This is a genomic window from Streptomyces sp. NPDC059166 (assembly GCF_042755185.1).
GTDB lineage: Bacteria > Actinomycetota > Actinomycetes > Streptomycetales > Streptomycetaceae > Streptomyces.
Genome location: NZ_JBHZCI010000023.1, coordinates 79,540 through 103,976 on the forward strand (window position 1 = coordinate 79,540; position 24,437 = coordinate 103,976).

General features: G+C 72.0%; 20 protein-coding genes and 1 tRNA gene. 5 read left to right on the forward strand and 16 right to left on the reverse strand.

Annotated elements, in window-relative coordinates; translation table 11 throughout:
- Positions 1–58 precede the first annotated feature (58 nt).
- From ruvB to pgsA, 10 genes are all read right to left on the reverse strand, one after another.
- Positions 59–1,144, reverse strand: a complete 1,086-nt coding sequence (gene ruvB, locus ACFXOA_RS18960) for a Holliday junction branch migration DNA helicase RuvB (protein ID WP_385029330.1) — start codon at positions 1,142–1,144, stop codon at positions 59–61.
- A 53-nt stretch (positions 1,145–1,197) separates the two neighbouring features.
- Entirely contained in the window at positions 1,198–1,824 is a 627-nt protein-coding gene (gene ruvA, locus ACFXOA_RS18965; RefSeq protein ID WP_385029333.1) for a Holliday junction branch migration protein RuvA, read from the reverse strand.
- Positions 1,821–2,354: a crossover junction endodeoxyribonuclease RuvC gene (ruvC, locus tag ACFXOA_RS18970; RefSeq protein WP_385029337.1), complete on the reverse strand. Its 534-nt coding sequence runs from the start codon at positions 2,352–2,354 to the stop codon at positions 1,821–1,823. Before ruvC ends, ruvA begins: the two co-directional genes overlap by 4 nt.
- Before the next feature lie 113 nt (positions 2,355–2,467).
- Positions 2,468–3,220, reverse strand: a complete 753-nt coding sequence (locus tag ACFXOA_RS18975) for a YebC/PmpR family DNA-binding transcriptional regulator (protein WP_365526576.1) — start codon at positions 3,218–3,220, stop codon at positions 2,468–2,470.
- Positions 3,221–3,281: 61 nt separating this feature from the next.
- Positions 3,282–3,875 carry a pyridoxal 5'-phosphate synthase glutaminase subunit PdxT gene (pdxT, locus tag ACFXOA_RS18980; protein WP_385029340.1) on the reverse strand — a complete coding sequence of 198 codons (594 nt, stop codon included), beginning with the start codon at positions 3,873–3,875 and terminating at the stop codon, positions 3,282–3,284.
- Between the two features lie 6 nt (positions 3,876–3,881).
- Positions 3,882–4,802: a pyridoxal 5'-phosphate synthase lyase subunit PdxS gene (pdxS, locus tag ACFXOA_RS18985; protein WP_385029343.1), complete on the reverse strand. Its 921-nt coding sequence runs from the start codon at positions 4,800–4,802 to the stop codon at positions 3,882–3,884.
- A 124-nt stretch (positions 4,803–4,926) separates the two neighbouring features.
- On the reverse strand, positions 4,927–5,472 hold the full coding sequence (locus ACFXOA_RS18990) for a hypothetical protein (RefSeq protein ID WP_385029346.1): 546 nt from the start codon (positions 5,470–5,472) through the stop codon (positions 4,927–4,929).
- Positions 5,473–5,531: 59 nt separating this feature from the next.
- The gene (locus tag ACFXOA_RS18995) at positions 5,532–6,692 is read right to left on the reverse strand and encodes a glycosyltransferase family 4 protein (protein ID WP_385029349.1); all 1,161 of its coding nucleotides are present in this window, start codon (positions 6,690–6,692) and stop codon (positions 5,532–5,534) included.
- Positions 6,689–7,612, reverse strand: coding sequence for a phosphatidylinositol mannoside acyltransferase (locus ACFXOA_RS19000; RefSeq protein WP_385029352.1), 924 nt, complete (start codon positions 7,610–7,612; stop codon positions 6,689–6,691). The genes ACFXOA_RS18995 and ACFXOA_RS19000 overlap by 4 nt, the downstream gene beginning before the upstream one ends.
- The gene (gene pgsA, locus ACFXOA_RS19005) at positions 7,609–8,289 is read right to left on the reverse strand and encodes a phosphatidylinositol phosphate synthase (RefSeq protein ID WP_385029355.1); all 681 of its coding nucleotides are present in this window, start codon (positions 8,287–8,289) and stop codon (positions 7,609–7,611) included. Before pgsA ends, ACFXOA_RS19000 begins: the two co-directional genes overlap by 4 nt.
- A gap of 277 nt (positions 8,290–8,566) precedes the next feature.
- Between pgsA and ACFXOA_RS19010 the strand changes: the two genes are divergently transcribed.
- Together ACFXOA_RS19010 and ACFXOA_RS19015 are read left to right on the forward strand one after the other, a co-directional pair.
- The gene (locus tag ACFXOA_RS19010) at positions 8,567–10,768 is read left to right on the forward strand and encodes an elongation factor G-like protein EF-G2 (RefSeq protein WP_385029358.1); all 2,202 of its coding nucleotides are present in this window, start codon (positions 8,567–8,569) and stop codon (positions 10,766–10,768) included.
- A gap of 180 nt (positions 10,769–10,948) precedes the next feature.
- Entirely contained in the window at positions 10,949–12,619 is a 1,671-nt protein-coding gene (locus ACFXOA_RS19015; protein WP_385029361.1) for a hypothetical protein, read from the forward strand.
- Between the two features lie 57 nt (positions 12,620–12,676).
- On the opposite strand, the gene ACFXOA_RS19020 is transcribed toward ACFXOA_RS19015, so the two are convergent.
- Positions 12,677–13,249, reverse strand: coding sequence for an HIT family protein (locus ACFXOA_RS19020; RefSeq protein WP_385029364.1), 573 nt, complete (start codon positions 13,247–13,249; stop codon positions 12,677–12,679).
- A 66-nt stretch (positions 13,250–13,315) separates the two neighbouring features.
- Between ACFXOA_RS19020 and ACFXOA_RS19025 the strand changes: the two genes are divergently transcribed.
- The gene (locus ACFXOA_RS19025) at positions 13,316–13,993 is read left to right on the forward strand and encodes a potassium channel family protein (protein ID WP_385029367.1); all 678 of its coding nucleotides are present in this window, start codon (positions 13,316–13,318) and stop codon (positions 13,991–13,993) included.
- Positions 13,994–14,023: 30 nt separating this feature from the next.
- On the opposite strand, the gene thrS is transcribed toward ACFXOA_RS19025, so the two are convergent.
- From thrS to ACFXOA_RS19040, 3 genes are all read right to left on the reverse strand, one after another.
- Positions 14,024–16,000 carry a threonine--tRNA ligase gene (gene thrS / locus ACFXOA_RS19030; RefSeq protein ID WP_385029370.1) on the reverse strand — a complete coding sequence of 659 codons (1,977 nt, stop codon included), beginning with the start codon at positions 15,998–16,000 and terminating at the stop codon, positions 14,024–14,026.
- Positions 16,001–16,100: 100 nt separating this feature from the next.
- Positions 16,101–17,345: a hypothetical protein gene (locus ACFXOA_RS19035; protein WP_385029373.1), complete on the reverse strand. Its 1,245-nt coding sequence runs from the start codon at positions 17,343–17,345 to the stop codon at positions 16,101–16,103.
- On the reverse strand, positions 17,345–17,944 hold the full coding sequence (locus tag ACFXOA_RS19040) for a DUF4365 domain-containing protein (RefSeq protein WP_385029376.1): 600 nt from the start codon (positions 17,942–17,944) through the stop codon (positions 17,345–17,347). The genes ACFXOA_RS19035 and ACFXOA_RS19040 overlap by 1 nt, the downstream gene beginning before the upstream one ends.
- Before the next feature lie 194 nt (positions 17,945–18,138).
- Between ACFXOA_RS19040 and ACFXOA_RS19045 the strand changes: the two genes are divergently transcribed.
- On the forward strand, positions 18,139–18,864 hold the full coding sequence (locus tag ACFXOA_RS19045) for a 3'-5' exonuclease (RefSeq protein WP_385029378.1): 726 nt from the start codon (positions 18,139–18,141) through the stop codon (positions 18,862–18,864).
- A 62-nt stretch (positions 18,865–18,926) separates the two neighbouring features.
- Here the strand turns inward: ACFXOA_RS19045 and ACFXOA_RS19050 are convergent.
- Positions 18,927–18,998, reverse strand: a tRNA-Val gene (locus ACFXOA_RS19050).
- A gap of 114 nt (positions 18,999–19,112) precedes the next feature.
- Here ACFXOA_RS19050 and ACFXOA_RS19055 point away from each other — a divergent pair.
- The gene (locus tag ACFXOA_RS19055) at positions 19,113–21,527 is read left to right on the forward strand and encodes an SCO7613 C-terminal domain-containing membrane protein (RefSeq protein WP_385029381.1); all 2,415 of its coding nucleotides are present in this window, start codon (positions 19,113–19,115) and stop codon (positions 21,525–21,527) included.
- A 118-nt stretch (positions 21,528–21,645) separates the two neighbouring features.
- Here ACFXOA_RS19055 and ACFXOA_RS19060 read toward each other — a convergent pair whose 3' ends face one another.
- The gene (locus ACFXOA_RS19060; RefSeq protein WP_385029384.1) at positions 21,646–24,393 is read right to left on the reverse strand and encodes a Tat pathway signal sequence domain protein; all 2,748 of its coding nucleotides are present in this window, start codon (positions 24,391–24,393) and stop codon (positions 21,646–21,648) included.
- Positions 24,394–24,437 lie beyond the last annotated feature (44 nt).

The following is a 24,437-nucleotide window of genomic DNA, read 5'->3' on the forward strand; positions in this document are numbered from 1 at the left end:
CGTTGGAACAACGTCCAGCATGGCACCGTAGTTCCCCCGCTGGCCAACCCGTCCTGTCTCACGCCCCGAACAGGCCCTGTTGTCCCTTTACGCCGTGCTGAGGCGGGACGAGCCCGAGGTGGGCCCAGGCCGCGGGGGTGGCGACCCTGCCCCGCGGGGTCCTCGCGAGCAGGCCCTCCCGTACGAGGAAGGGCTCCGCGACCTCCTCGACCGTCTCCCGCTCCTCCCCCACGGCCACGGCGAGGGTGGAGAGACCGACCGGGCCCCCGCCGAAGAGCTTCAGCAGCGCTCCGAGAACCGCGCGGTCCAGCCGGTCCAGGCCGCGCGCGTCGACCTCGTACACGCTCAGTGCTGCCGAGGCGATGTCCCGGTCGATCCTGCCCTCCGCCTTGACCTGCGCGTAGTCCCGGACGCGGCGCAGCAGACGGTTGGCGATACGGGGGGTCCCCCGGGAGCGTCCGGCGATCTCGGCCGCGCCGGCTGTGTCTATGGCCACGTCGAGCAGGCCCGCGGAGCGGTGGATGACCCGCTCCAGCTCGGTGGGGGCGTAGAACTCCATGTGACCGGTGAACCCGAAGCGGTCCCTGAGCGGCGGCGGCAGGAGTCCGGCCCTGGTGGTGGCGCCGACGAGGGTGAAGGGCGGCAGTTCGAGCGGGATGGCCGTGGCTCCGGGGCCCTTCCCGACGATGACGTCGACGCGGAAGTCCTCCATGGCCATGTAGAGCATCTCCTCGGCGGGCCGCGACATGCGGTGGATCTCGTCGAGGAAGAGGACCTCGCCCTCCTGGAGCGAGGAGAGGATCGCGGCGAGGTCCCCGGCGTGCTGGATGGCGGGGCCGGAGGTGATCCGGATGGGGGCGCCCATCTCCGCGGCGATGATCATGGAGAGGGTGGTCTTGCCGAGCCCGGGGGCCCCGGAGAGCAGGACGTGGTCGGCGGTGGCTCCCCGGGCACGGGCGGCCTTGAGCACCAGGTCGAGCTGCTCGCGCACCTTCTCCTGGCCGACGAACTCGTGCAGGTCCTTCGGCCGCAGGGCGGCCTCGACCGCGGTGTCCTCGCCGTCGGCGCCCGCGTCGACCAGCCGGTCGTCGAATCGCTCTTCCGTGAGGTCGCCGGTGTCGGGCCCGGTCTCGTCCCAGTTCATCTCGTCAGTCCCGCCTCGGGTGTTTCGGTGCCGGTGTGTGCGGTGTCCGGCGGTCAGCGTGCGCGGTTGAGGGTCTGCAGGGCCGCTCGCAGCAGCTGCGGTACAGGGGCCGGGCCGCCCTCGGCGATCGCGGCCTCGGCCTGCGGTGCCACTGCGTCCACCGCCTCGTCGGCCTCGCGGGTGGCGTAGCCGAGGCCGATCAGGGCGGCCTGCAGCTGGTCCCGCCAGGAGGTGCTGACGGCGGTGCCGATGCCCTGTCGGCCGATGTGCGCCCCGACCGGTTCGCCGAGCCGGTCCTTCAGTTCGAGGAGCAGCTTCTGGGCGCCCTTCTTGCCGATGCCGGACACCGCGGTGAGCGCCTTCTCGTCACCGGTGGCCACGGCGGCGCGCAGGGCGTCCGGGCTGTGCGTGGCGAGCATCGCCTGGGCGAGCCGGGGGCCCACGCCGCTGGCGGTCTGGAGCAGTTCGAAGACCTGGCGCTCGTCGTCGTCCGCGAAGCCGTAGAGCGTGAGCGAGTCCTCACGGACGACGAGGGAGGTGGCGAGCCTGGCCTCCTGTCCGATCCGCAGCCCGGCGAGGGTGTCCGGGGTGCACTGGACTGCCATGCCGATGCCGCCGACCTCGATCACGGCCGTGGCCGGCGCGAGGGCGGCCACGGGGCCGGAGACGAAGGCGATCATGCGGTGCGGCCTTTCAGCGTGCGGTGGGCGGCTACGGCCCGCTGCAGTCGGTTCTGCGCGGGGGCGCGCCAGATGTGGCAGATGGCGAGGGCGAGGGCGTCCGCGGCGTCCGCGGGCTTCGGCGGTGCGTCGAGCCTGAGCAGCCGCGTCACCATGGCCCCTACCTGCGCCTTGTCGGCGCGTCCGGATCCGGTGACGGCGGCCTTGACCTCGCTGGGGGTGTGCAGCGCGACGGGGATTCCGCGACGGGCGGCGCAGAGCATGGCCACCGCGCTGGCCTGGGCGGTGCCCATCACCGTGCGCACGTTGTGCTGGCTGAAGACGCGCTCCACGGCGACGTACTCGGGGGTGTGCTCGTCCAGCCACCGCTCGATGCCCTGCTCCACGGCGACGAGCCGTTGGCCGAGCTCCGCGTCGGGCGGTGTGCGCACGACGCCGACGCCGATCATCGTGAGCGGCCGGCCCGCGACGCCCTCGACGACTCCCACGCCGCACCGGGTCAGTCCCGGGTCCACCCCCAGCACCCGCATGAATGGGGTCCCCTCCGCCGCTCGGTCATCTGTTCCCGCAGGCTATCGGCTCCCGCTGACAATGCGACGGGCCGACGGGGTGTGTCCCGTCGGCCCGTCGCCCGTGCGCCGTCTCAGGCGTCGACCTTCTCCATGACCTCGTCGGAGACGTCGTAGTTGGCGAAGACGTTCTGCACGTCGTCGCTGTCCTCGAGCGCGTCGACCAGCTTGAAGATCTTGCGTGCCCCCTCTTCGTCGAGCTCGACCTGCATGGTCGGGACGAAGTTGGCCTCGGCCGAGTCGTAGTCGATGCCGGCCTCCTGGAGCGCGGTGCGCACCGCGACCATGTCGGTGGCCTCGCTGAGCACCTCGAAGGTGTCACCGAGGTCGTTGACCTCCTCGGCACCGGCGTCGAGCACCGCTCCGAGCACGTCGTCCTCGGTCAGCTCGCCCTTGGGGACGATCACGACGCCCTTGCGGTTGAACAGGTACGAGACCGAGCCCGGGTCGGCCATCGAGCCGCCGTTGCGGGTCATGGCGACACGCACATCGGACGCGGCACGGTTGCGGTTGTCGGTGAGGCACTCGATGAGCACCGCGACGCCGTTGGGACCGTAGCCCTCGTACATGATCGTCTCGTAGTCGGCGCCGCCGGCCTCGAGGCCGGCACCGCGCTTGACCGCCGAATCGATGTTCTTGTTCGGGACCGAGCTCTTCTTCGCCTTCTGGATGGCGTCGAAGAGGGTCGGGTTGCCGGCCACGTCGGCGCCGCCCGTACGGGCCGCGACCTCGATGTTCTTGATCATCTTCGCGAAGAGCTTGCCGCGCTTGGCGTCGATCACGGCCTTCTTGTGCTTCGTCGTAGCCCATTTAGAGTGGCCGGACATCTGCCTTCTCCTTCGCGTCACCAAAATCGATCCGAACCCGAGAGATCCTACCGGGATCGGATCAGCCCGCGGCGCGCACCATGTCGGTGAAGAGCGCGTGCACCCGGTGGTCACCGGTCAGCTCGGGGTGGAACGACGTCGCCAGGGCGTTTCCCTGGCGTACGCCCACGATATGGCCGCCGTGCACCGCGACGACCTCCGCGCGTGCTCCGACCGACTCCACCCAGGGGGCCCGGATGAAGACCCCGTCGACGGGGCCGCCGGGTACGCCGTCCATCTCGACGGCCGCCTCGAACGACTCGTTCTGCCGTCCGAAGGCGTTGCGGCGCACGATCATGTCGATGCCGCCGACGGTCTCCTGGCCCGAGCGCGGGTCGAGGATCTTGTCGGCGAGCAGGATCATGCCGGCGCAGGTGCCGTAGACCGGCATCCCGGCGGCGACCCGCTCACGGAGCGGTTCGAGCATGCCGAACAGGACGGCCAGCTTGGACATGGTGGTGGACTCGCCGCCCGGCAGGACGAGGCCGTCGACCTCGGCGAGTTCCTCGGGCCGCCGGACCGGCCTGGCCACGGCGTCCGCCGAGGCCAGGGCGATCAGGTGCTCCCGTACGTCACCCTGGAGGGCCAGGACTCCGATGACAGGGGTGTCGGTCATCGGGGCTTACCAGCCGCGGTTGGCGTAGCGCTCGGTCTCGGGCAGGGTGTCGCAGTTGATGCCGACCATGGCCTCGCCCAGGTTGCGCGAGGCGTCCGCGATGATCTTCGGGTCGTCGTAGAAGGTGGTGGCCTTCACGATGGCGGCGGCGCGCTTGGCCGGGTCGCCGGACTTGAAGATGCCGGATCCGACGAAGACGCCCTCGGCTCCGAGCTGGCGCATCAGGGCCGCGTCCGCGGGCGTGGCGACGCCGCCGGCCGAGAACAGCACGACGGGCAGCCGGCCGAGCTCGGAGACCTCCTTGACCAGCTCGTACGGGGCGCGCAGGTCCTTGGCGGCGGCGTACAGCTCGTTGTTGTCGAAGCCGCGCAGCCGGGCGATCTCGTTCTTGATCTGACGCAGGTGACGCACCGCCTCGACGACGTTGCCGGTGCCGGCCTCGCCCTTCGAGCGGATCATCGCGGCACCCTCGGCGATACGGCGCAGGGCCTCGCCCAGGTTGGTCGCACCGCACACGAAGGGGGTGGTGAAGGCGAACTTGTCGCTGTGGTTGACCTCGTCGGCCGGGGTGAGCACCTCGGACTCGTCGATGTAGTCGACACCGAGCGACTGCAGGACCTGGGCCTCGACGAAGTGGCCGATCCTGGACTTGGCCATGACGGGGATGGAGACGGCCTCGATGATCTCCTCGATCATGTTCGGGTCGGACATCCGCGCCACTCCGCCGTCCTTGCGGATGTCGGCGGGGACCCGCTCCAGGGCCATGACGGCGACGGCGCCCGCGTCCTCGGCGATCTTCGCCTGCTCGGCGTTGACGACGTCCATGATCACGCCGCCCTTGAGCTGCTCGGCCATGCCACGCTTGACGCGGGCGGTGCCGGTGGCCGGGGCCTCGGTGGACTGCGGGGTGCTGGGAAGCGTGGACACGGATCGACCTCACTGGGGTGGAAAGACTCTTGTTGCTGCAGCCCTGAGCAAACGCCCCGCGAGCAGTCCACAGCAAGGGCCAATGAGTACCCGGTGGATCGTTCTCCCTCCGGCGCCCCGGTCCTCAGGTGCCGGGGCGGTCCGCCAGCGCGACCGGCGGGGCGTCGTCCATCTCGAACGCCAGTGGGAACGGGGCGTGTCCGGCCAGGCGGAGCAGCCGCACGGTCCGGTGCCTGCGCAGCGCGCGGGCGGCGCGCACCGCGTCGTTGTGGAAGCGCCGCGCCATCGGTACGCGGCGTACCGCGGCGGCGAGTTCCTTCGCCGCTTCCTCGCCTCCGGGGTACTCCTTCACCGCCTCCACCTGCGCCCTCTCGCCGAAGACGGCCCTCAGCGCGGTGCTCAGCTCGCTCTCGGCGACCTCGCGCTGCTCCTCCTCGGCCTGGCGCGCCGCGTGGGCGGCCTCGTAGAGGACGATCGACGCGGCGGGGTCCAGGACCCCGGACGTGGCGAGTTCCTGGGTGACCGAGGCCCGGCGCAGCAGTTGGGCGTCCAGCGCCGCGCGGGCCGCGTCGATACGGGCGTGGAGACGGTCCAGCCGCCCGGCGGTCCAGCTGAGGTACAGGCCGATCGCGAAGAGCGCGACGACCGTCCAGATGAGGATTTCGATCACGGGCGGCAAGGCTACCGTCGCCGGAGCCGCCCCGGATCCCCGGTACGCGGAGCCGCCGGTCAGTCCCTGGCGAGGCCGAAGCGTGCGCGAAGGCCGGTGCGTTCGTCGGTGTCGACGGCGGCGGCCCCGTCGGTGACCGTCTCGTAGACCGCCAGGACGTCCGCTCCGACCGTGGTCCAGTCGAAGCGGCGCACGTGCGCGGCCCCCCGCTCGCGCAGGCCCGCGCGGCGTTCCGGGTCGCCCAGCAGCCGGATCGCGGCCTGTGCCAGCGCGTCGGCGTCCTCGTTGGCGAAGAGGTCGCCCGCGGCGCCTTGGTCGAGGACCTGGGCGAAGGCGTCCAGATCGCTGGCGAGGACGGGCGCTCCCGCCGACAGCGCCTCGACCAGGATGATGCCGAAGCTCTCCCCGCCGGTGTTCGGCGCGACGTACACGTCGACGCTGCGCAGCAGGCGCGCCTTGTCCTCGTCGCTCACCATGCCGAGGAATTCGACGCGTTCGCGCATGGCGGCCGGCAGCGTGGCGACCGCCTCCTCCTCGTCACCGCGTCCCGCGACCAGCAGCCTGGTCTCCGGGCGGGCCTCGAGGATCGCCGGGAGCGCCTTCATCAGGACGGGGAGCCCCTTGCGGGGCTCGTCGATGCGCCCGATGAAACCGAGGGTGCCGCCCTGCCACTCGGCCTTGGGCTCGGCTCGTGCGAAGAAGTCGACGTCGACGCCGTTGGGGATGACCACGGCGTCCCCTCCGAGGTGCTCGACCAGCGTCCGCCGGGCGTACTCGCTCACCGCGATCCGGGCGCTGATCTTCTCCAGCGCGGGCTGGAGGATCGGGTAGGCCGCGATCATGGCCCTGGAGCGCGGGTTGGAGGTGTGGAACGTCGCCACGATCGGGCCCTGGGCGGCCCAGCAGGTGAGCAGGCCGAGGGAGGGCGAGGTGGGCTCGTGGATGTGGACGACGTCGAAGGTGCCGTCGCCGAGCCAGCGCCTGACCCGCGCCGCGGACAGGAAGCCGAAGTTCAGCCGGGCGACCGAACCGTTGTACCGGACGGGGACCGCGCGGCCCGCGGACACCACGTACGGCGGCAGCGGCGTCTCGTCGTCCGCCGGCGCGAGGACCGAGACGTCGTGGCCGAGACGGATCAGGTGTTCGGCCAGGTCACGGATGTGGAACTGCACCCCGCCCGGAACGTCCCAGGAGTACGGGCAGACGATGCCGATCTTCACGGAGCTTCTCCCTGCGGTTCCAGGTCGGAGAGCCAGAGCCGCTGCAGCATGTGCCAGTCCTGCGGGCTCTCGGCGATCCCGGTGGCGAAGGCGTCGGCCAGCGCCTGTGTCATGGAGGACGTCCTCTCCGCCCGGGTGCCTGACTCCGGCACGGGCACCGGTGGATGGACCCTGGCCTTCATCACGGGTGTGCCGTCGTACCTGAGGGTGACCGGGAGCAGCAGGGCGCCGGTCTGCTGGGCGAGCAGGGCCGGGCCGGCGGGCATGCGCGCGGTGTCGCCGAAGAAGTCGACCTCGACGCCGGAGGCGGAGAGGTCGCGGTCGGCGACCAGGCAGACCAGACCGCCCGCGCGCAGCCGTCGGGCCAGGGTGCCGAAGGCGGCGCCCCCGTTGTGCGGGAGGACCTCCATGCCGAGGCCCTGGCGGTAGGCCACGAAGCGGTCGTAGAGGGTCTCGGGCTTGAGCCGCTCGGCGACCGTGGTGAACGGGACCTTGAGGTCGGTGGTCACCCAGGCGCCCGCGAGGTCCCAGTTCCCCAGGTGCGGCAGGGCGAGGACGACGCCCTTCCCGGCGTCCAGCCCTTCGGTGAGCCGGTGCGCGTCGGTGACCTGTATGGACGCCTTGATGCGCTCCGGGCTCCAGGCGGGAAGCCGGAAGGACTCCATCCAGTAGCGCATGTACGAGCGCATGCCGGCCTTCGACAGCTCGGCGAGCCTGGCGGCGTCCGCGTCCGGGACGACCCGGGCGAGGTTCGACTCCAGGCGCAGCACGGACTTACCCCGCCTCTTCCACACCTGGTCGGCCAGGGTGCGGAAGAGGGCGGCGGCGGCCGGCTCGGGGAGCTTCTTGACCGCGCCCCAGCCCAGGCCGTAGAGCCCGTCGGTCAGCCGTTCCCGCAGACCGGATCCGGTGGCGCTCACGGGGTGGCCCCGCTCTCCTGCCCGGCGCTCCCGTCCCGGGCGGCCGCCGCGTCGGCCTCCGCGGATTCCCGGCGTACGGTCACCACCCGCTGGACCAGGGTCACCAGGCTGCCCGCGGCGACGATCCACAGCGCGATCGGCAGCAGGATCTGGATGCCCGGTACACCGAAGCCGTGCAGTCCGGCGAGCCCGGCGGCGACCAGCGAGATCACGAGGCGCTCGGCGCGCTCGACCAGCCCGTTCACCGCGACCGGCAGGCCGATCGACTCGCCGCGCGCCTTGGTGTACGACACGACCTGGCCGCTGGCCAGGCAGAAGATCGCCACCGCGCACAGCACGTCGTCGTCGCCGCTGCCCGCGTACCAGAGCGCGAACCCGGCGAAGATCGCGCCGTCCGCCACCCGGTCGAGCGTCGAGTCGAGGAACGCGCCCCACCGGCTGGAGATCCCCGCCTGCCGGGCCATGTTGCCGTCGACCAGGTCGGAGAAGACGAAGAGGGTGATGACGATCGTGCCCCAGAAGAACTCCCCCATCGGGAAGAAGACCAGCGCACCTGCCATCACCCCGGCCGTGCCGACGAGGGTGACCGCGTCGGGGCTGACGCCGAGACGGAGCAGCAGAGCGGCGAACGGTGTGAGGACACGCGTGAAGAATGCACGCGCGTACTTGTTCAGCATGGCCTTCCCGAGGGTTCGGTGCCGGGCGGCCCCTTCGGCCGCCGGCTGGCCCATCGTAGTCACGCGCCGCGCCGGGCAGAGGCCGGTACCCCGTCCGGCGGGTGTCCCGGAAGCCCTGGGGTACGCCCCGTATGGACGGCCTCGCGCGCGGGTGAAACGCTCGAATGACCGCGGGCGTCGCGGAGGCCGCAGCGCAGGCTCCCCCTGCCGCCCGTGCATCCGCCGTCCCGCCCCTCGCGGGCCGAGCGGCCGCGCCACCGACCGGGAGGCACCCGCCATGGGAGACAGGACGCATACGCACACCGGAGCCGCGGGCGGGGCGACGACGGCCGGCCCACCCGGTCCGGTACGCAACGTGGTGCTGGTCGGCCACAGCGGTTCGGGCAAGACCACGCTGGTCGAGGCCCTGGCGCTGGCCGCCGGGGCGGTGAACAGGGCCGGCCGGGTCGAGGACGGGGCCACCCTCTCCGACCACGAGGAGATCGAACAGCGGCGGCGGCGCTCGGTCCAGCTCTCGGTGGTCCCGGTCGCCTGGGACGGTCACAAGGTCAACCTGCTCGACACACCGGGTCATCCGGACTTCGTCGGGGAGCTCAGGGCCGGTCTGCGGGGCGCGGACGCGGCCCTCTTCGTCGTCTCGGCGGCCCAGGAGGCGGACGCCGTCGCCGGGGCCACCCGCGCGGCCTGGGAGGAGTGCGCGGCGGTCGGGATGCCGCGGGCCGTCGTCGTCACCCACCTCGACACGGCGCGGACGCCCTTCGACGAGATGGTCCGGATCTGCGGCCGGATCTTCGGCCATGACGACCCGGACGCGGTTCTGCCGCTGTACCTGCCGGTGCGGGGCCCCGAGGGACCGGACGGCCACGCACAGCTCACCGGGCTCACCGGACTGCTGACCGGACGGGTCTCCGACCATTCCTCCGGGGAGCGGGCCGAGGGGCCGCCGCCCGAGGAGCGGCTGGACGCCTTCCGCGCGGCCCGCGGCCGTCTCATCGAGGGAATCATCGCGGAGAGCGAGGACGAGTCCCTGATGGACCGCTACCTCGGCGGTGACGAGCTGGACACCGAGACGCTCGTCGTCGACCTGGAGCGTGCCGTGGCGCGTGGGTCCTTCCACCCCGTCCTCGCGGCGGCTCCGGCCGCCGGGGGCGGCCGCCAGGGCGTCGGCACGGTGGAACTCCTGGACCTGATCACCCGCGGCTTCCCGTCCCCGGCCGAACGCGCCGTACCCGGCCTCACCACCCCGGACGGCGCCCCGCGTCCCGCGCCGGTCTGCGACGCGCGGGCCCCCCTGGTGGCCGAGGTGGTGAAGACCTCGTCCGATCCGTACGTCGGCCAGGTGTCCCTCGTCCGCGTCTTCTCCGGGACCCTCCGCCCGGACGAGACCGTGCACGTGTGCGGCCGCGGACCGGGCCGCCCCGGGGCCGCGGGGAGCGGTGACCACGAGGCCGATGTGCGGACCGGCGCCCTCTCCTCGCCCTTCGGCCGGCAGCAGCGCCCCCTCGACGCCTGCGCCGCCGGAGATCTCTGCTGCGTCGCCAAGCTGAGCGGCGCGAAGACGGGTGACACCCTCTCGGGCGACGGGGAGGCGCTCCTGATGGAGCCGTGGACCCTGCCCGACCCTCTGCTGCCCGTGGGCGTACGCGCCCACGGGCAGGCTGACGAGGACAGACTCTCGCAGGGCCTGTCCCGCCTCGTCGCCGAGGACCCCACGATGCGCCTGGAGCAGAACCAGGACACCGGTCAGACCGTCCTGTGGTGCATGGGCGACGCGCATGCCGAGGTGGCGCTGGAGCACCTCCGCACCCGGTACGGGGTGCGGGTGGACACCGAGCCCCACCGGGTGCCGCTGCGTGAGACGTTCGCCTCCCGGGCCGTCGGCCGGGGCAGGCACGTCAAGCAGACGGGGGGCCACGGCCAGTACGCGGTCTGCGAGATCGAGGTGGAACCGCTGGCTCCCGGGACGGGTGTCGAGTTCGTCGACGAGGTGGTCGGCGGCGCGGTCCCCCGGCAGTTCGTCGGCGCGGTGGAGAAGGGGGTGCGCGCCCAGGCAGCGCGGGGTGTCGCCGCCGGCCGTCCGCTCGTCGACGTGCGGGTGACCCTGCTCGACGGGAAGTCCCATTCGGTGGACTCCTCGGACGCGGCCTTCCAGACCGCGGGGGCGCTGGCCCTGCGCGAGGCCGCGGCAGCCTCACAGGTCCGGCTCCTCGAACCGGTCGCCGAGGTGGGCGTCCTCGTGCCGGACTCCTACGTGGGCGCCGTCATGGGCGACCTCGCGGGACGTCGGGGGCGGGTGGTCGGAACGGAGCAGGAGACCGGGGAGCGCACGCTGGTACGGGCCGAGGTGCCGGAGGCGGAGATCGGTACGTACACCCTCGACCTGCGCTCCCTGACGCACGGCACCGGCAGCTTCGAGCGGGCGTACGCCCGGCACGAGCCGATGCCTCCGCAGCTCGCCGAACGCCTGCGCGAAGGGTGAGAGTACGGCCTGACCTGTCGCCCCTGACCGGATATGGCCCCGCGCGAGCGCTTGGTACGCCAACCCGGGGCGACCTGGTGACCCCGGGCGATATTCTGTGGTCCCAGCTCAGAAGGTGTGCGACGTACGGTAGTTGGGAACAGCCGCAGGAGCAGGCCGTGCGGGCGAGTGGGGGCGACAGTGGCCAACGACGGATTCGATTTCTCTCCTGGAGCGCAGATCCCGCTCCAGGGTGCGGGTGCGCAGGCGGTGGCGACCAACGCCCTCGCCTCGGCGGCGTACCGCGACAGCCCGGTGACGGAGATCCTCAAGGCCAACAGCGAATGGCACAAGTCCGAGGTCAAACCGGGTGACTCCAAGCTGTTCAAGTCCGACTACTTCAAGCCGAATCTGGGCGAGGCCTACTCCCGCGCCGTCCAGGAGCGCGTGCTCGGCGGGGACCGCAAGGCACTGATCCAGTCCTTCGGCTCCGACCCGCAGACGGTGGTGGAGCACTGCCTGTCGGCGACCCGGCTGCGCAAGGCCAGGGACACCAGGCTGACCCTGGTCACCGCCGTCCTCGGCTTTCTGTTCCTGCCCGGATTGCTGCTCTGGGTCCTCGCCTTCCGGCTGCGGGACTCCCTCAACAAGTCCAAGGACAAGTTCTTCCAGGCCCTCGGCGGGGTCCTGCTGGTCGCCCTGGGCGCAGCCGCCGCCGTCTTCCTGATCGCCATGCCGCTGACCGGGCTCCCGGCTCTCTATCTGCGCGCCTGCGCCGTCGCGCCGCTGCTCGGCTGGTTCCTCGCCAAGCGGATCGCGGAGTCCTCGGTCACCGACCTGCGGGCCCGCTGGGAGGGACTCCTCTCGGGCGGCGGGGTCAGCGCCAAGATCCCCGAGGCCGCGCCGAAGAACCCCAACGAGACCGCCCGCGAGGCGCTGCGCCAGGGGCTGGAGAAGCTCGCCGCGGAGCAGCAGTCCAACTCCGTCTTCTACGCCGGCCCCAAGGGCATCCTGGGCATGGGCACCCGCTGGGGAAGCTGGCACCTCGCCGAGGAACTCGTACCGGCGGACCCCTCCAAGGAGATCCACCAGTTCCGCAGCTGGGACGTCGTACGGGCCGTCCACGACCAGCTCAAGCTGCTGGAGCGCGGCCCGCTCAACACCGGCGGCTTCCCGACGCCGTCCGTCAAGCACTGGATCGTCTCGCCCATCGGGGAGAACGCCGACTCCGTGTCACGGCCCGAGGGGGAGGACGTCGCCACCTTCCAGGTCAAGCCGCACGAGATCCAGCGCATCTGCAACCACCAGCAGTTCGGCAGCGGCAACCGCCACTACCTCGGCGTGCAGTTCACCCTCTGGGACGGCCAGCTGGTGATCACGATGATGATCACCGTCACCGTGCTCCACGAGACCCTGCGGATCGAGGTCACCGGGCACGCGCTGGGCCCCGTCCACTCCCTCTTCCTGAGCAAGCCGGAGGCACCGACGAAGACGGTCAAGAAGGCCGTCAGATTCTGGGAGACCCGCAAGGTCGCGCTGCCCGTGATCACGGCGAGCGAGGTGGTACGGCTCGCCCTGCGAGCCCCCTTCACCTGGTATCCGCCGCTCCTCGACTACCTGGGCGGCAAGATCGTGCTGCCCGAGCCCTTCGGTCTGCGCCACGCGTGGGCGGCCAAGCCGTGGGGGCACCGCTTCATGGCGGACGACGCGATGCGGACGGCCACGCCGGTGCTGCGCGCGGTCCACTCCGCGACGATGCGGGTCCTCGAGGAGCACGGTGTCGACACCGAGCGCTTCGCCACCCGCTCCGGCATCCTCAGCGGCCTGGTGCAGGACGCCGCCCCGACGAAGGCCGACGTCTACGACGCCTGAGGCGCCGGCGCTCCCGGGCACGGCGTCGGACGGCCGTGCCCGGGAGTGCTCCGGAGTTCAGGCGGCCGGCAGCGCGGCCGGCCACACCTCGGCGAGCATCGACCGCGTGTCCCCCAGCAGCTGCGGGAGCACCTTGGTGTGCCCGACGACGGGCATGAAGTTGGTGTCGCCGCCCCAGCGGGGCACGACGTGCTGGTGGAGGTGCGCGGCGATGCCTGCGCCCGCCTCGGCCCCCTGGTTCATGCCGATGTTGAAGCCGTGGGCACCGGACGCGGCCCGCAGCGCGACCATGGCGCGCTTGGTGAAGTCGGCCAGCTCCGCGGTCTCCGGGCCGTCCAGCTCGGTGTAGTCGGCCGCGTGCCGGTACGGCACCACCATGAGGTGTCCGCCGTTGTACGGGTACAGGTTGAGCACGGCGTAGACCTTCTCACCGCGCGCGACGATCAGCCCGTCCTCGTCCGACTTCGACGGGATCTCGCAGAACGGACAGCCGTCCCCCGCTCCCGGGCCGCTCGGCTTGCTCTCACCCTGGATGTAGGCCATCCGGTGGGGCGTCCACAGGCGCTGGAACGCGTCGGGCGTCCCCACTCCGATCTGCTGTTCCGGCTCACTCGTCATGCCCGTCAGCATATTGCGTCACTCCCGCCGCGCGTGTCGCCGGGGCCGGGGCCGCCGGGGCACGGCGATGCTGGCGCCATGAGTGACCGCACCGCCCCCGACACCGGCCGCCTCAAGGAATGGGAGGAGCGCACCGAGGTCCCGCTCTTCGTCGCGGCCCTGGTGTTCCTCGCCGGCTACGCGGTCCGCGTCCTGGCCCCGCTGGGCTCCCAGCCGTGGAGGGACATCGCCCTGGCGCTCGTCGCGGCGACGTGGCTCCTGTTCGTGGTGGACTACGTCGTCCGGTTCCGGCTGAGCGGCCTCGGGGCGCGCTTCGTCCACACCCACTGGCTCGACACGGTGGTGGTGATCCTGCCGCTGCTGCGCCCGCTGCGCATGGTCAAGGTGTACACGGCGGTGCAGCGACGGCGCGCGGGCAGACCGCGGCTGGGCCTCTACGCCCGGGTGATGTCCTACGCGGGCCTCACCTCCGGGCTGCTGGGCTTCTCCGCCGCGCTCGCGGTGTACCACCAGGAGCGCGGTGCGCCCGGCTCGACGATCCGTACGTTCGGCGACGCGGTGTGGTGGGCGTGCGAGACGCTCACCACGGTCGGCTACGGGGACGCGGTGCCGGTGACGGCGGGCGGCAGGGTGATCGCGGCGTTCCTGATGGCCTGCGGACTGGCGCTGCTCGGAGCGGTGACCGGTTCGTTCTCGTCATGGCTGGTGGAGCTTTTCCAGCGGGAGGACGAGAAGAAGCCTCCGGGGAGCGATTAGCTCTCCCCGGAGGCTTCTCCCGGTGAGGAATCAGACCTGCTCGCGACGCTCCACCACACCGACGAGCTTGGCGATCGCCTCGTCGCGGGCGATGCCGTTCTCCTGCGAACCGTCGCGGTAGCGGAAGGACACCGTGCCGGCGTTCATGTCGTCGTCGCCGACGATGATCATGAACGGGACCTTGGCCTTCTGGTGGTTCCTGATCTTCTTCTGCATCCGGTCCGAGGAGGCGTCGACCTCGATCCGCAGCCCCTTCTTCCGCGCCTCGGCGGCGAACTCCTGGAGGTAGGGGATGTGGGTGTCGCCGATCGGGATGCCGACCGCCTGGACCGGGGCCAGCCACACCGGGAACGCGCCTGCGTAGTGCTCCAGCAGCACGGCGAAGAAGCGCTCGATGGACCCGAACAGCGCACGGTGGATCATGACCGGCCGCTGCTTGGAGCCGTCCGGACCGGTGTACTCCAGGTCGAAGCGCTCGGGCAGGTTGAAGTCGAGCTGGATGGTCGACATCTGCCAGGTCCGGCCGATGGCGTCCCGCGCCTGCACCGAAATCTTGGGACCGTAGAACGCGGCGCCGCCCGGGTCCGGGACCAGGGGCAGCCCCTGCTTCTCGGCGACCTGGCGCAGTGTCTCGGTCGCCTCCTCCCAGGTCTCGTCCGACCCGACGAACTTGGTCTCGTCCTTGGTGGAGAGCTCCAGGTAGAAGTCGGTCAGGCCGTAGTCACGCAGGAGGTTGAGGACGAAGGTGAGCGTCCGGTCGAGCTCCTCCGCCATCTGCTCCCTGGTGCAGTAGATGTGGGCGTCGTCCTGGGTGAAGCCGCGCGAGCGGGTCAGGCCGTGGACGACACCGGACTTCTCATACCGGTAGACCGTGCCGAACTCGAAGAGGCGCAGGGGGAGTTCACGGTACGAGCGGCCGCGCGCGTCGAAGATCAGGTTGTGCATCGGGCAGTTCATCGGCTTGAGGTAGTAGTCCACCCCGTCGTCGAGCTGCATGGGCGGGTACATGCCGTCGGCGTACCAGTCCAGGTGGCCGGACTTCTCGAAGAGCTTGCCCTTGGTCGCGTGGGGGCTGTAGACGAACTCGTAGCCCTCCTCCTCGTGGCGGCGCCGCGAGTAGTCCTCCATGGCCCGGCGGATGACGCCGCCCTTGGGGTGGAAGACGGCGAGGCCGGGGCCGATCTCGTCGGGGAAGGAGAACAGGTCCAGCTCGTTGCCGAGGCGGCGGTGGTCGCGCTTGGCGGCCTCCTCCAGGAACTCCAGGTGCGCCTTGAGCTCGTCCTTGGTGGGCCAGGCGGTGCCGTAGATGCGCTGGAGCATCGGGTTCTTCTCGCTGCCCCGCCAGTACGCCGCGGCGTTCCGCATCAGCTTGAACGCGGGGATGAAGCGGGTGGTGGGCAGGTGCGGACCCCGGCAAAGGTCCTTCCAGCACAGGTCGCCGGTCTTGGCGTCGAGGTTGTCGTAGATGGTCAGCTCGCCGCCGCCCACCTCGACGTCCGCGCCGTCGTCCGTGGAGGCGGAGCCCTTGATGCCGATGAGCTCGAGCTTGTACGGCTCGTCGGCGAGCTCCTCGCGGGCGGCCTCGTCGGTGACGACCCGGCGGGAGAAGCGCTGGCCCCGCTTCTGGATCTCCTGCATCTTCTTCTCGATGGCCTTGAGGTCCTCGGGCGTGAACGGCTTCTCGACGTCGAAGTCGTAGTAGAAGCCGTCCTTGACCGGCGGGCCGATGCCCAGCTTGGCCTCGGGGAAGAGCTCCTGCACCGCCTGCGCCATCACGTGGGCGGTGGAGTGGCGCAGGATGTTCAGGCCGTCCTCGGAGGAGATCTCGACGGGCTCGACGACCTCGCCGTCCTTGAGCTCGTACGCGAGGTCCTTCAGCTCTCCGGCGATCCGGGCGGCCACGACGGTGCGCTGCCCGGGGAAGAGCTCTGCGGCCGTCGTGCCCGTCGTCACCACGTGCTCTTCCCGCTCGGAATCGCGTTGGATGATCACACGGACGTCTGACACCGGTCTCTCCTGACTGAGGGGGTGCGTCGCTTTCCTCGTTGCGCGCGCGAGAGGAATCGTACCGAGCCGGGGGCCCTCGGCGCGAAAGGGATACCCGCGGCTACGCCTCCTCGCCGGTCCCGCAGGCCTCCTCGAAGAAGTCGACGTTCTCGTGGAGCGACTTCATGAGCCGGTCGCGCTCCGCCTCGTCCACCTGGACCGGCGCCACCTGTGAGGCTCCGGTGAGCCGCCGGAATCCGCCTCGCCGCTCCAGCCTTCCCTCCACGCGCAGCGGAAGTCCCACCAGGTGGGCGTGGCCGGCGATCCGGTAGGCCTCCTCGTCCAGCTCGATCCGCACGTGCGCGACCTCGGCCCCGGCCAGCACCCGCAGCCGCACGACGCCGGGGCCGCGCGGCCCGGAGCGGCGCAGGCGCACGACTGCCCCGGTGATCCGCACGGGGACGGCGGGCTCCTCGCGCAGGTAGCGCGCTCCGGCGAGACGGAGTGCCGGCAGATCCCCCGGGGAGAACTCGACGGGTCCGGGGCGGGCCGGACAGCCTTCGGGAATGTCCACGGCGGGGGCCCAGGCCAGGCTGATCCTGGCGGACTCCGCCCCCCGGACGAGGTCGACGACCGCCTCGGTGAGCTCCCTGCACACCCCCGCGGCGACGGCGGCGTCGAACGCCTCCATGCCTCCGGTGGCGCGCTGGTAGTCGACGGCCTCGCGGGTCGCGTGCAGCGCCGCGTAGAGCTGTGCGGCGACGGGCCGCCCCGTGGCGACCGGGAGGAAGGCGGTGAGGCCGCGGCCGTCGGAGGCGGGTCCGACGAGCGTGCCGTCCAGCGTGCTCCTGGCCTTCCTGTGGTGGCGGTTGCCGTGGTAGCCCGCCCTGCCGCGTACGGCGAGGGCGCCCGCGAGGAGTATCTGCCGGGCCGCGGTGCGCAGCTGGTCGGCACCGGTCCAGTCGGCGGCGACGGCGGTCTCGTCGGGGACCTCGCGCCACCAGCGGATCTCGTCGCTGGGGACGGTGAGGGCCACGAGGATGTCCCGGGCGGAGGGGGCGGAGCTGCGGGCGAGCGCCGTGAGGGCCTCTTCGAGCAGGTCGGCGCTGTCCGGGAAGGCCGTGGTGTCCGGCACGAGCAGACTGGTGCCGGCGGGGGCGGGACCGGGCTGCGTCCAGCGGCTGTATCGGCCCTGCGCTCCCCCGCTCCTGTGCCAGCCGTGCCGTCGTAGCAGGGCCGTGAGTGCGGCGGGGTCGACGCGTTCCGGGTCGGGGGTGCCCGAGGGTTCCGGGCCGTCGGCGCAGGGGTGGGCGCGGCTGCCCGCCGGGACCGTCCCCCCGGTGGGCTCGTCCATCGACCGGTGCATCAGGGTCTCCCTCCCGCCCCGACCCGGGCCATGATGTCGCAGAGTGCGCGGTCGTCGAAGATCCGCGAGGTCGGGATCCGTACGGTGGTCCGGTGCCGGCCGGTCACGGGGTGGCCGGCGAGATTGGTCCAGTAGCAGCAGTGGCGCAGGTCCAGGCCCTCGTGTCCGGCCCGGAGCCAGTCGTCCTGGCTGCGGGGCACGAGCATCACGACGAGGATCTTGTGCACCGAGACCGGGGTACGCGCGAGCTTCACCAGGTGGGCGTTGTCGAGGGTGAAGGAGAACGCGGGGCCGGGCGGGTGCGGTGGGATCTGGTAGGTGCACTTGAGCTGCACCTTGATGGTGACCTCGTCGTCGACGACGTGGCCGGGGGCGCCGTGGCTGACGTGCCAGTCGATGCCGTTGTCGGGAAAGGGCTGCGAGAGCGAGCAGCCCGCCGCGGCCGCGACCGCGTGGAGGTAGCCCACCTGGAGGGTCTCCATGCAGGCGGTGGTGGCGAGTGTGCCGCGCAGCGGTGGTGCGTCCCGCTGCTGCGGCGGCTTTCCCCCGTGGTCCTCGGTGCGGGCGGGACTCCCTGGGTTCGGCTGCGCGAGCGCCATGGCTCCGTGCCTTCCGGGCTGTGCCGACCGGTTGCCCGGTCTCCGCTGACGGGCCGGTCGACTTCCTTGCCCGTCAGTTGTGTTGTCTCCACAGGAGCAGGCCCGTAAACGGCGTATCAGGCATAGGGTGCGGGTATCACCGAACCGGGCAGAGGAATCCCGCCATCTGCCGTCCATGCGCGAGGAGTTCGGGGATGATGCATTGGTTCGAGGGGCCGCTGGCGGCTTTTGACACCGAGACGACAGGCGTGGACGTCGAGGAGGACCGGATCGTTTCGGCCGCCCTGGTCGTCCAGGACGCGGCGGGCGGACGGCTCCGCGTCACCCGCTGGCTGGTCAATCCGGGGATTCCGGTGCCGCCCGGCGCCACCGAGATCCACGGTCTGACGGACGACCACCTGCAGCGCAACGGCCGGTGGCCCTCACCGGTCGTCGAGGAGATAGCCCGGGCACTGGCGGAGCAGTGCGCCACGGGGCGTCCGCTGGTCGTGATGAACGCCCCGTTCGATCTGACGCTGCTGGACCGTGAGCTGCGACGGCACCGTGCGTCGTCGCTGTCGGGCTATCTGCGCAACAAGCCGCTCTGCGTGCTGGATCCGCGCGTACTGGACAAGCACCTGGACCGCTACCGCAAGGGCCGCCGCACCCTGACGGATCTCTGCGAGCTGTACGGGGTACCCCTGGACGGCGCACACGACGCGGCGGCCGACGCGGCCGCGTCCCTGGAGCTGGTACGGGCGGTGGGGCGACGGTTCTCGGCCCGGCTGGAACGGCTGTCGCCCGCCGAGGTCCACTCGCTCCAGGCGGTGTGGCACGCCGCCCAGGCGCGTGGGCTGCAGGCCTGGTTCGAGAAGAACGGCACGCCGGAGGCGGTGGACACCTCCTGGCCACTGCGTCCCGCGCTGCCCGCGGCCGCCTGATCCGGGTCCGGGTACGCGAAAGCCGGTCCGTCGGTGGTGTTGACGGACCGGCTTTCCCCGGGTGGGCGATACTGGGTTCGAACCAGTGACCTCTTCGGTGTGAACGAAGCGCTCTCCCACTGAGCTAATCGCCCGGGAACGGGTTGAACCATACAGGGCCCGGCGCCCCGGGTTCAAACCGCTACTCATCGAGGGACTGAGTATCCGCGCGCATGCCGAACGGTGTGGCGGCCGCCACACTCGCGGACATGACTCATGTGCCGCCGCCCGCCGAGGAATTGGCCCTCCTCGACCAAGAACTGGCCCGGCTGGACGCCCGTCGGATCCAGCTGCTCAACCGCCGCTCCTGGCTGCTGAGCGTGCTGCACGCACCGGCCGCCCCGCAGCCCTTCGCCGCGCCCGCGCACCCGGTCCTCCCGGCCTTCCGCCCTCCGGCCCGGCCGGCCGGCCCCGCGCACGGCACACAGAACGTGCTGCTTGTCCTCGGTGGTCTGCTGCTGGCGGTCGCGGCCATCGCGTTCACCCTGTTCAGCTGGGGGGAGATGGGCATCGCCGGGCGTTCGGCGGTGCTGGCGACGGTGACCGCGTGCGCGATGGCGGCTCCGGCCGTGCTGCTGGCACGCGCGCTGCCCTCCACGGCGGAGGCGGTGGCCGTACTGGCCCTGCTGCTGACGGTTCTGGACGCGATCGCCCTCCACGAGGTGGCGGCTCCGGGCACGGACGGCGTGGTGTTCTCCGCGGTCGCGTCGACCGTGCTGGCCGTCGTATGGGTGGTGTACGGGCTGCTGCTCGGCCGGCTGCGGACGCCGCTGCCCGCCGCTGTGGTCGCGGCACAGCTGCCGCTGCTGTTCACCGCCTGGGCGGCCGACGCGTCGGCGACCGGCTTCGGCTGGGCGCTCCTGGTGACCGCGGCGGCGGACGTCCTCGTCGCCCGGTGGGGCCGGGGGGCCGGGGTGCGGGTCACCGCCTGTGTGGCGGCGTGGCTGACGGGGCTGGTGTCCATGGGCCTGGGGCTGGGCCTGTCCGTGTCGGCGGGCGGCGCACCCGCCGCTCTCGCCGCCGCGGCCCTGCTGCTGGCCGGGGCGGGCGTGGCGCTGTTCGGGGCGTGGGGAGCACCGGGTGGACTCGCGGTGCCCGGTGGGTTCGTGGCGGGTGCGGCCGCGGTGGCCGCCGCCGGTGGGGTGCCGTCGGCGGAACTGCCGTGGCACTGGGCGGTCGTGGCGTACCTGGTGTGCGGTGCCGCTCTCGCGGCGGTGCTACGGCTGCCGGTTCCGCGCCCGGTCGCGTGGGGCGTGTCGGCCGCGTCGGTGACCGTCGTGGCGGCGGCGGTGATCTGGGCGGCGCCGGTACCGGCGATGGCTCTGCTGGGGCCGGTGTCGTCCGTCGCAGATGTGTGGTCGGGGGCTCCGCGGGGCTTCCAGGACGCTCTGGGGGCGTCGGTGCTGTGGCCGGCGTCCTTCGCCTCCCCCGTGGTCCTGGCACTGTCGGCGATCCTGGCGGCCGCGCTCCACGTCCGGTGGCCTCATCCGCTCGCCTGGAGGAGCGGGCGGGCGGCTGCCGGTGCGGCCGCGTCGGTGCTGGGCTGGTGCGCGTGCCTGGCTCTGCTCGTCGTGGCGGACGTGCCGTTCCCGGTAGCGGTGGGCGGGGAACTGCTGCTGGTCGCGGCGCTGCTGGCGCTCACCGCGCGCCGCGGCGCGGACGCCCTGGCGGTGACCTGGCTGGTCTGCGCCATGGCGGGGGCGGTGAGCGCGGGGCTGCTCGGGCTGGCCGCGGAGCCGGCGACGCACGTGGTACTCGCGGCCCTGGTGGTCCTCTTCGGCGCGGGGGCGGCCCGTTCGCGGGTACCCGTGGTCCGGTCGGTGCTCGCCTGCGCCTGTGTGCTGTCCGCGGTCGCCGCCGCCTGCGCCACCGGGGCGTCGCTGGGGTGGAGCGCCCCGCACACGGCCGCGCCGGTGCTGCTGGTCACGGCGGCGACGGTGCTGTTCGGTGCCCGTTCGCGGGTGCCGGTGGTCGCTGTCCCGGTGGAGTGCGCGGGTGCGTTCGCCGCCCTGGTCGCGGTGTGCCTCTCGGTGACGGACGCGCCGTTCCTGGCCCTGGTGCTGGGCATGTGCGGGGTGCTGGCCGCGGCGGCGGCGCTGCGCCCTGAGCGGCGCCGGGTCGCCGGGGGTGCGGCGGCCGGTCTGTTCGTGGCCGCGGCGTGGGTGCGGCTGGCGGCCTCGGGGGTGACGGACCCGGAGCCGTACACCCTGCCGGTGTCCCTCGCGGCGTTCGCGGTGGGGCACCTGCGCCGGCGCAGGGAGCCGGCGGTGTCCTCGTGGGTGGCCTACGGGCCCGCCCTGTCGACCACGCTGGTGCCGAGCCTCTTCGTCGCCTGGGGTGACCCGCACTGGCTACGGCCCCTGCTGCTGGGCGTGAGCGCGCTGGTGATCACCCTGGCCGGCGCCCGGCTGCGGCTCCAGGCCCCCTTGGTGCTCGGCGGTTCGGTACTGGCGCTGGACGGCCTGCACGAGCTGGCCCCGCATGTGGTCCAGGTCTTCGACGCCCTCCCGCGCTGGGCGCCCCCGGCGCTCGTCGGTCTGCTGCTGCTCGCCGTCGGCGCGACGTACGAGCAGCGGCTGCGCGACGCGCGCCGGGTGCGGGAGAGCTTCGGCCGGATGCGGTGACGCCGCTGGGGCGTGTTTCGACAGTCCCACCTGCTCGGCGGGCGGACGGCGCCACTTTCGAAACACGCCCTGGCAGGACGGGCCCCGGCTCCGTACGGGGCCGGGGCCCGTCCGGCCGTCAGGCGCCGGCCGGCATCTTGTCACCGAGGAGCGCGAGGTTCTCGATGGCGGCGAGGCCGTAGAGGGCGGTGTCGTTGGTGTAGACCCAGTTGGCCTCGCTGCCGGGGACGGTGGTCACCGGGCCGGTCACCTCCTCGGTCTTCCAGGGCGCGGACTCCTTGTACCCGTCGCTGTTGTAGAACTTCTCCCAGGCGCGGGCCGCGAGCTTCTCGTCGCCCGTCTGGACGGCGGCGTACGCGTCGAGCCGCGAGTGTCCCTGGAAGAGGATGAGGCTCCCGAAGTCGGAGCCGTAGCGCGCCTTCTGCTCGGCCTTCGTCGCGTTGAAGTAGCGGCAGTAGTCGAGGTACGCCTCCTTGAACTTCGGTACGTCGACGAGGTCGATGAGTTCGGCGCACAGCTCGTTGAGACCGAACACCGCCGAGAGGTGGGAGACGCTGACGACGGGTTCGGTGGCGACGGCGAACTTCCCGGTGTCCAGGTCGTACAGGCCGCTTCCCTGGACGAAGCCGTTGGGCTGGGCCGCGATCGTCTCCATGGTGCCGATGACACGGGCCTTGGCCTTGACGGCCTGCGGCCCGCCGCGCTCCCATTCGGTGAGCCACGCGGAGACGAGTCCGCTCCAGTCGGTGCCGAAGCCGACGGACAGGGCGTGCCGGTCGGGGGTGTAGACGTCGGTCCGGACCTTGCGGAGCGGGTCGAGGGCGAGGAACGTCTCGTCGGAGTCGACGTTGGCGCGCATGAGGTCCCCGACGCGTTCGTCGGCGGTGAGGAAGTAGTAGAAGCGCCGGTAGGTGGTGTTGGCGATGCGCTGCTGCTTGGCGCTGTCGGCGTAGTGCTGGATGCCGTGGCGGGTGCCGAGGCCGGCCCACTCGCCGAGGTGGTAGACGTCGACCTCGCCGGTGTGCCGGGTCATGGCCTCGGCGAACCTGAAGATGTCGGCGCGTCCGGACCGCAGATAGGCGTACCAGAGCCAGAGGTCGGGCGAGAGCTCGGAGTTGTCCCAGGCGTAGCCGCCTACGTCGTAGCGCCACTGATGGCGGGCGGGGTCGTAGGAGTGCATGATGTCGCCGTAGTCCCAGAACCCGTACCAGCGCCGCATCTCGACCTGGTCCTTGTAGTACGTGAACAGGAAGTCGAGGTGGTCCTCGATCTTCGCCTTGGCGGGGGTCGAGCGGTCGACGGCGGAGAACAGGCCGCCGAAGACCTTCGCTGCCATCAGCTGGGACGGCGGCGCGGCGAGCTGCGGGAGGGTGCGGACGGCTTCGGTCTGCTGGGCGAGCGCGGTGGCGCCGGGGGTGGAGTCGTGCGCCCAGAAGAGGAGTTCGCTGGTGCGGGCGATGCCGTAGGGGGTGCCGAAGCCGGGCTCGTAGTCCTCGTAGGTGATGTTGAGGCCCTCGAGCTGTTCGGCGAAGGTGTCCTGCCCGAGGCCGTCGTGGTAGAAGCGCAGGTCCATCGGTTCGGCCTCGGGCGACCAGAGCCAGATGGTGACCTCGGCGGCGTCGGTGTGGGCGTCGCGGATGTCGAGCTGGGCGGGGAACTTCTCCCAGAAGTCGCGCAGTCCGAAGGCGAGACCGCCGCTCGCGCCTCCGACGTATCCGAAGCCCGAGGCCCTGCGGCCTCCGCCGGCCGCGATCCAGCCGTGCCCCTTCTTGGTGCGCTTGCGCAGCGAGAAGCCGTCCGCGGAGAGCTGGCTGAGGGTGTAGTCGCCCCAGGTGGGGATGAGGTGGAGGCGGCTGGTGACGCGCTGGTCCCAGGTGGCCGGGTCCGGCAGCTTCGTGCCCTCGAACTGGGCGGCCTGGACGGCGGCTCCGGGGTCGCGGCGCAGTCCGGTGATGCCCTTGACCGCCTCCCGGAGCATCCCGGTGCCCTCGCCGCCGATGCGGATGTGGCGGTCGTAGGCCTCGTCACGCATGGGGACGGTGAAGCGGACGCCGAGGCCGCGGATGAAGTCGCCGCTCGCCTTGCCGGGCTCCTGCTTGCCGTCGAAGGTGATCGTGTGCACCATGCGGAACGATTCACCGCCGGCGTAGAAGTAGAGCCGCACGGAGAAGGGCAGCCACGCCTTGTTGCCCCGGCGGTGCTTGCCCTCGATCCGGACGACGGCCCGGACGGGGCCGCTCTGCTCCACCTCGGCGGTGGTGACGGCGCTCTCGAACCGCTCGTAGGACTCGCGTCCCTGGTCCCCGTCCTCGATCTCCCCCTGGCGGATCAGGACGAGCCGGCCGTCCTTGGCGATCTCGGTGGAGCCGCGGGTGAGCGAGGTGATCAGGGAGGAGCCGCTCTTCCCCATCTTCGCGGTGATCACGCCGGTGGAGACGCTGATGGCCCCGCCGGTGCTCTTGACGGTGACCTTGTGGGCGGGGGCCGCGGGGGTGCCGGCGGTGAGGGCGAACTTCTTGGCGCCCGCGGCTTCGGGGCCCACCGCGTGCGCGGTCCACTTGGCGGAGCCGTCCGGCCAGGTGGCGGTCGTCCACGACTGCACGGGGACGTCCTTGCCGTCCTCCGTGGACAGCGCGAACGTCTGGTCCTTCGGGTGCTGCCCCTTGGGCCAGGGCACGCCGACGGTGGTGCCGGGTGCCGCGCCGAGGCCGCCGGACTCGAGCCAGGTCAGGGCGACCGGTCCGGCCGTCGGGGTCTCGCCCGGTGCGGCCGAGGCGGGCGTGGCGCCGAGGGACCAGTTGAGCTGTGTGGCCGCGCCGGCCGCCGCGGCGGCCTTCAGGAGCGTCCTGCGGGGCATCCTGGACATGGGTGTGCCTCTCTCCGTGCTGATTGCGGAACAGGGGAAGGACA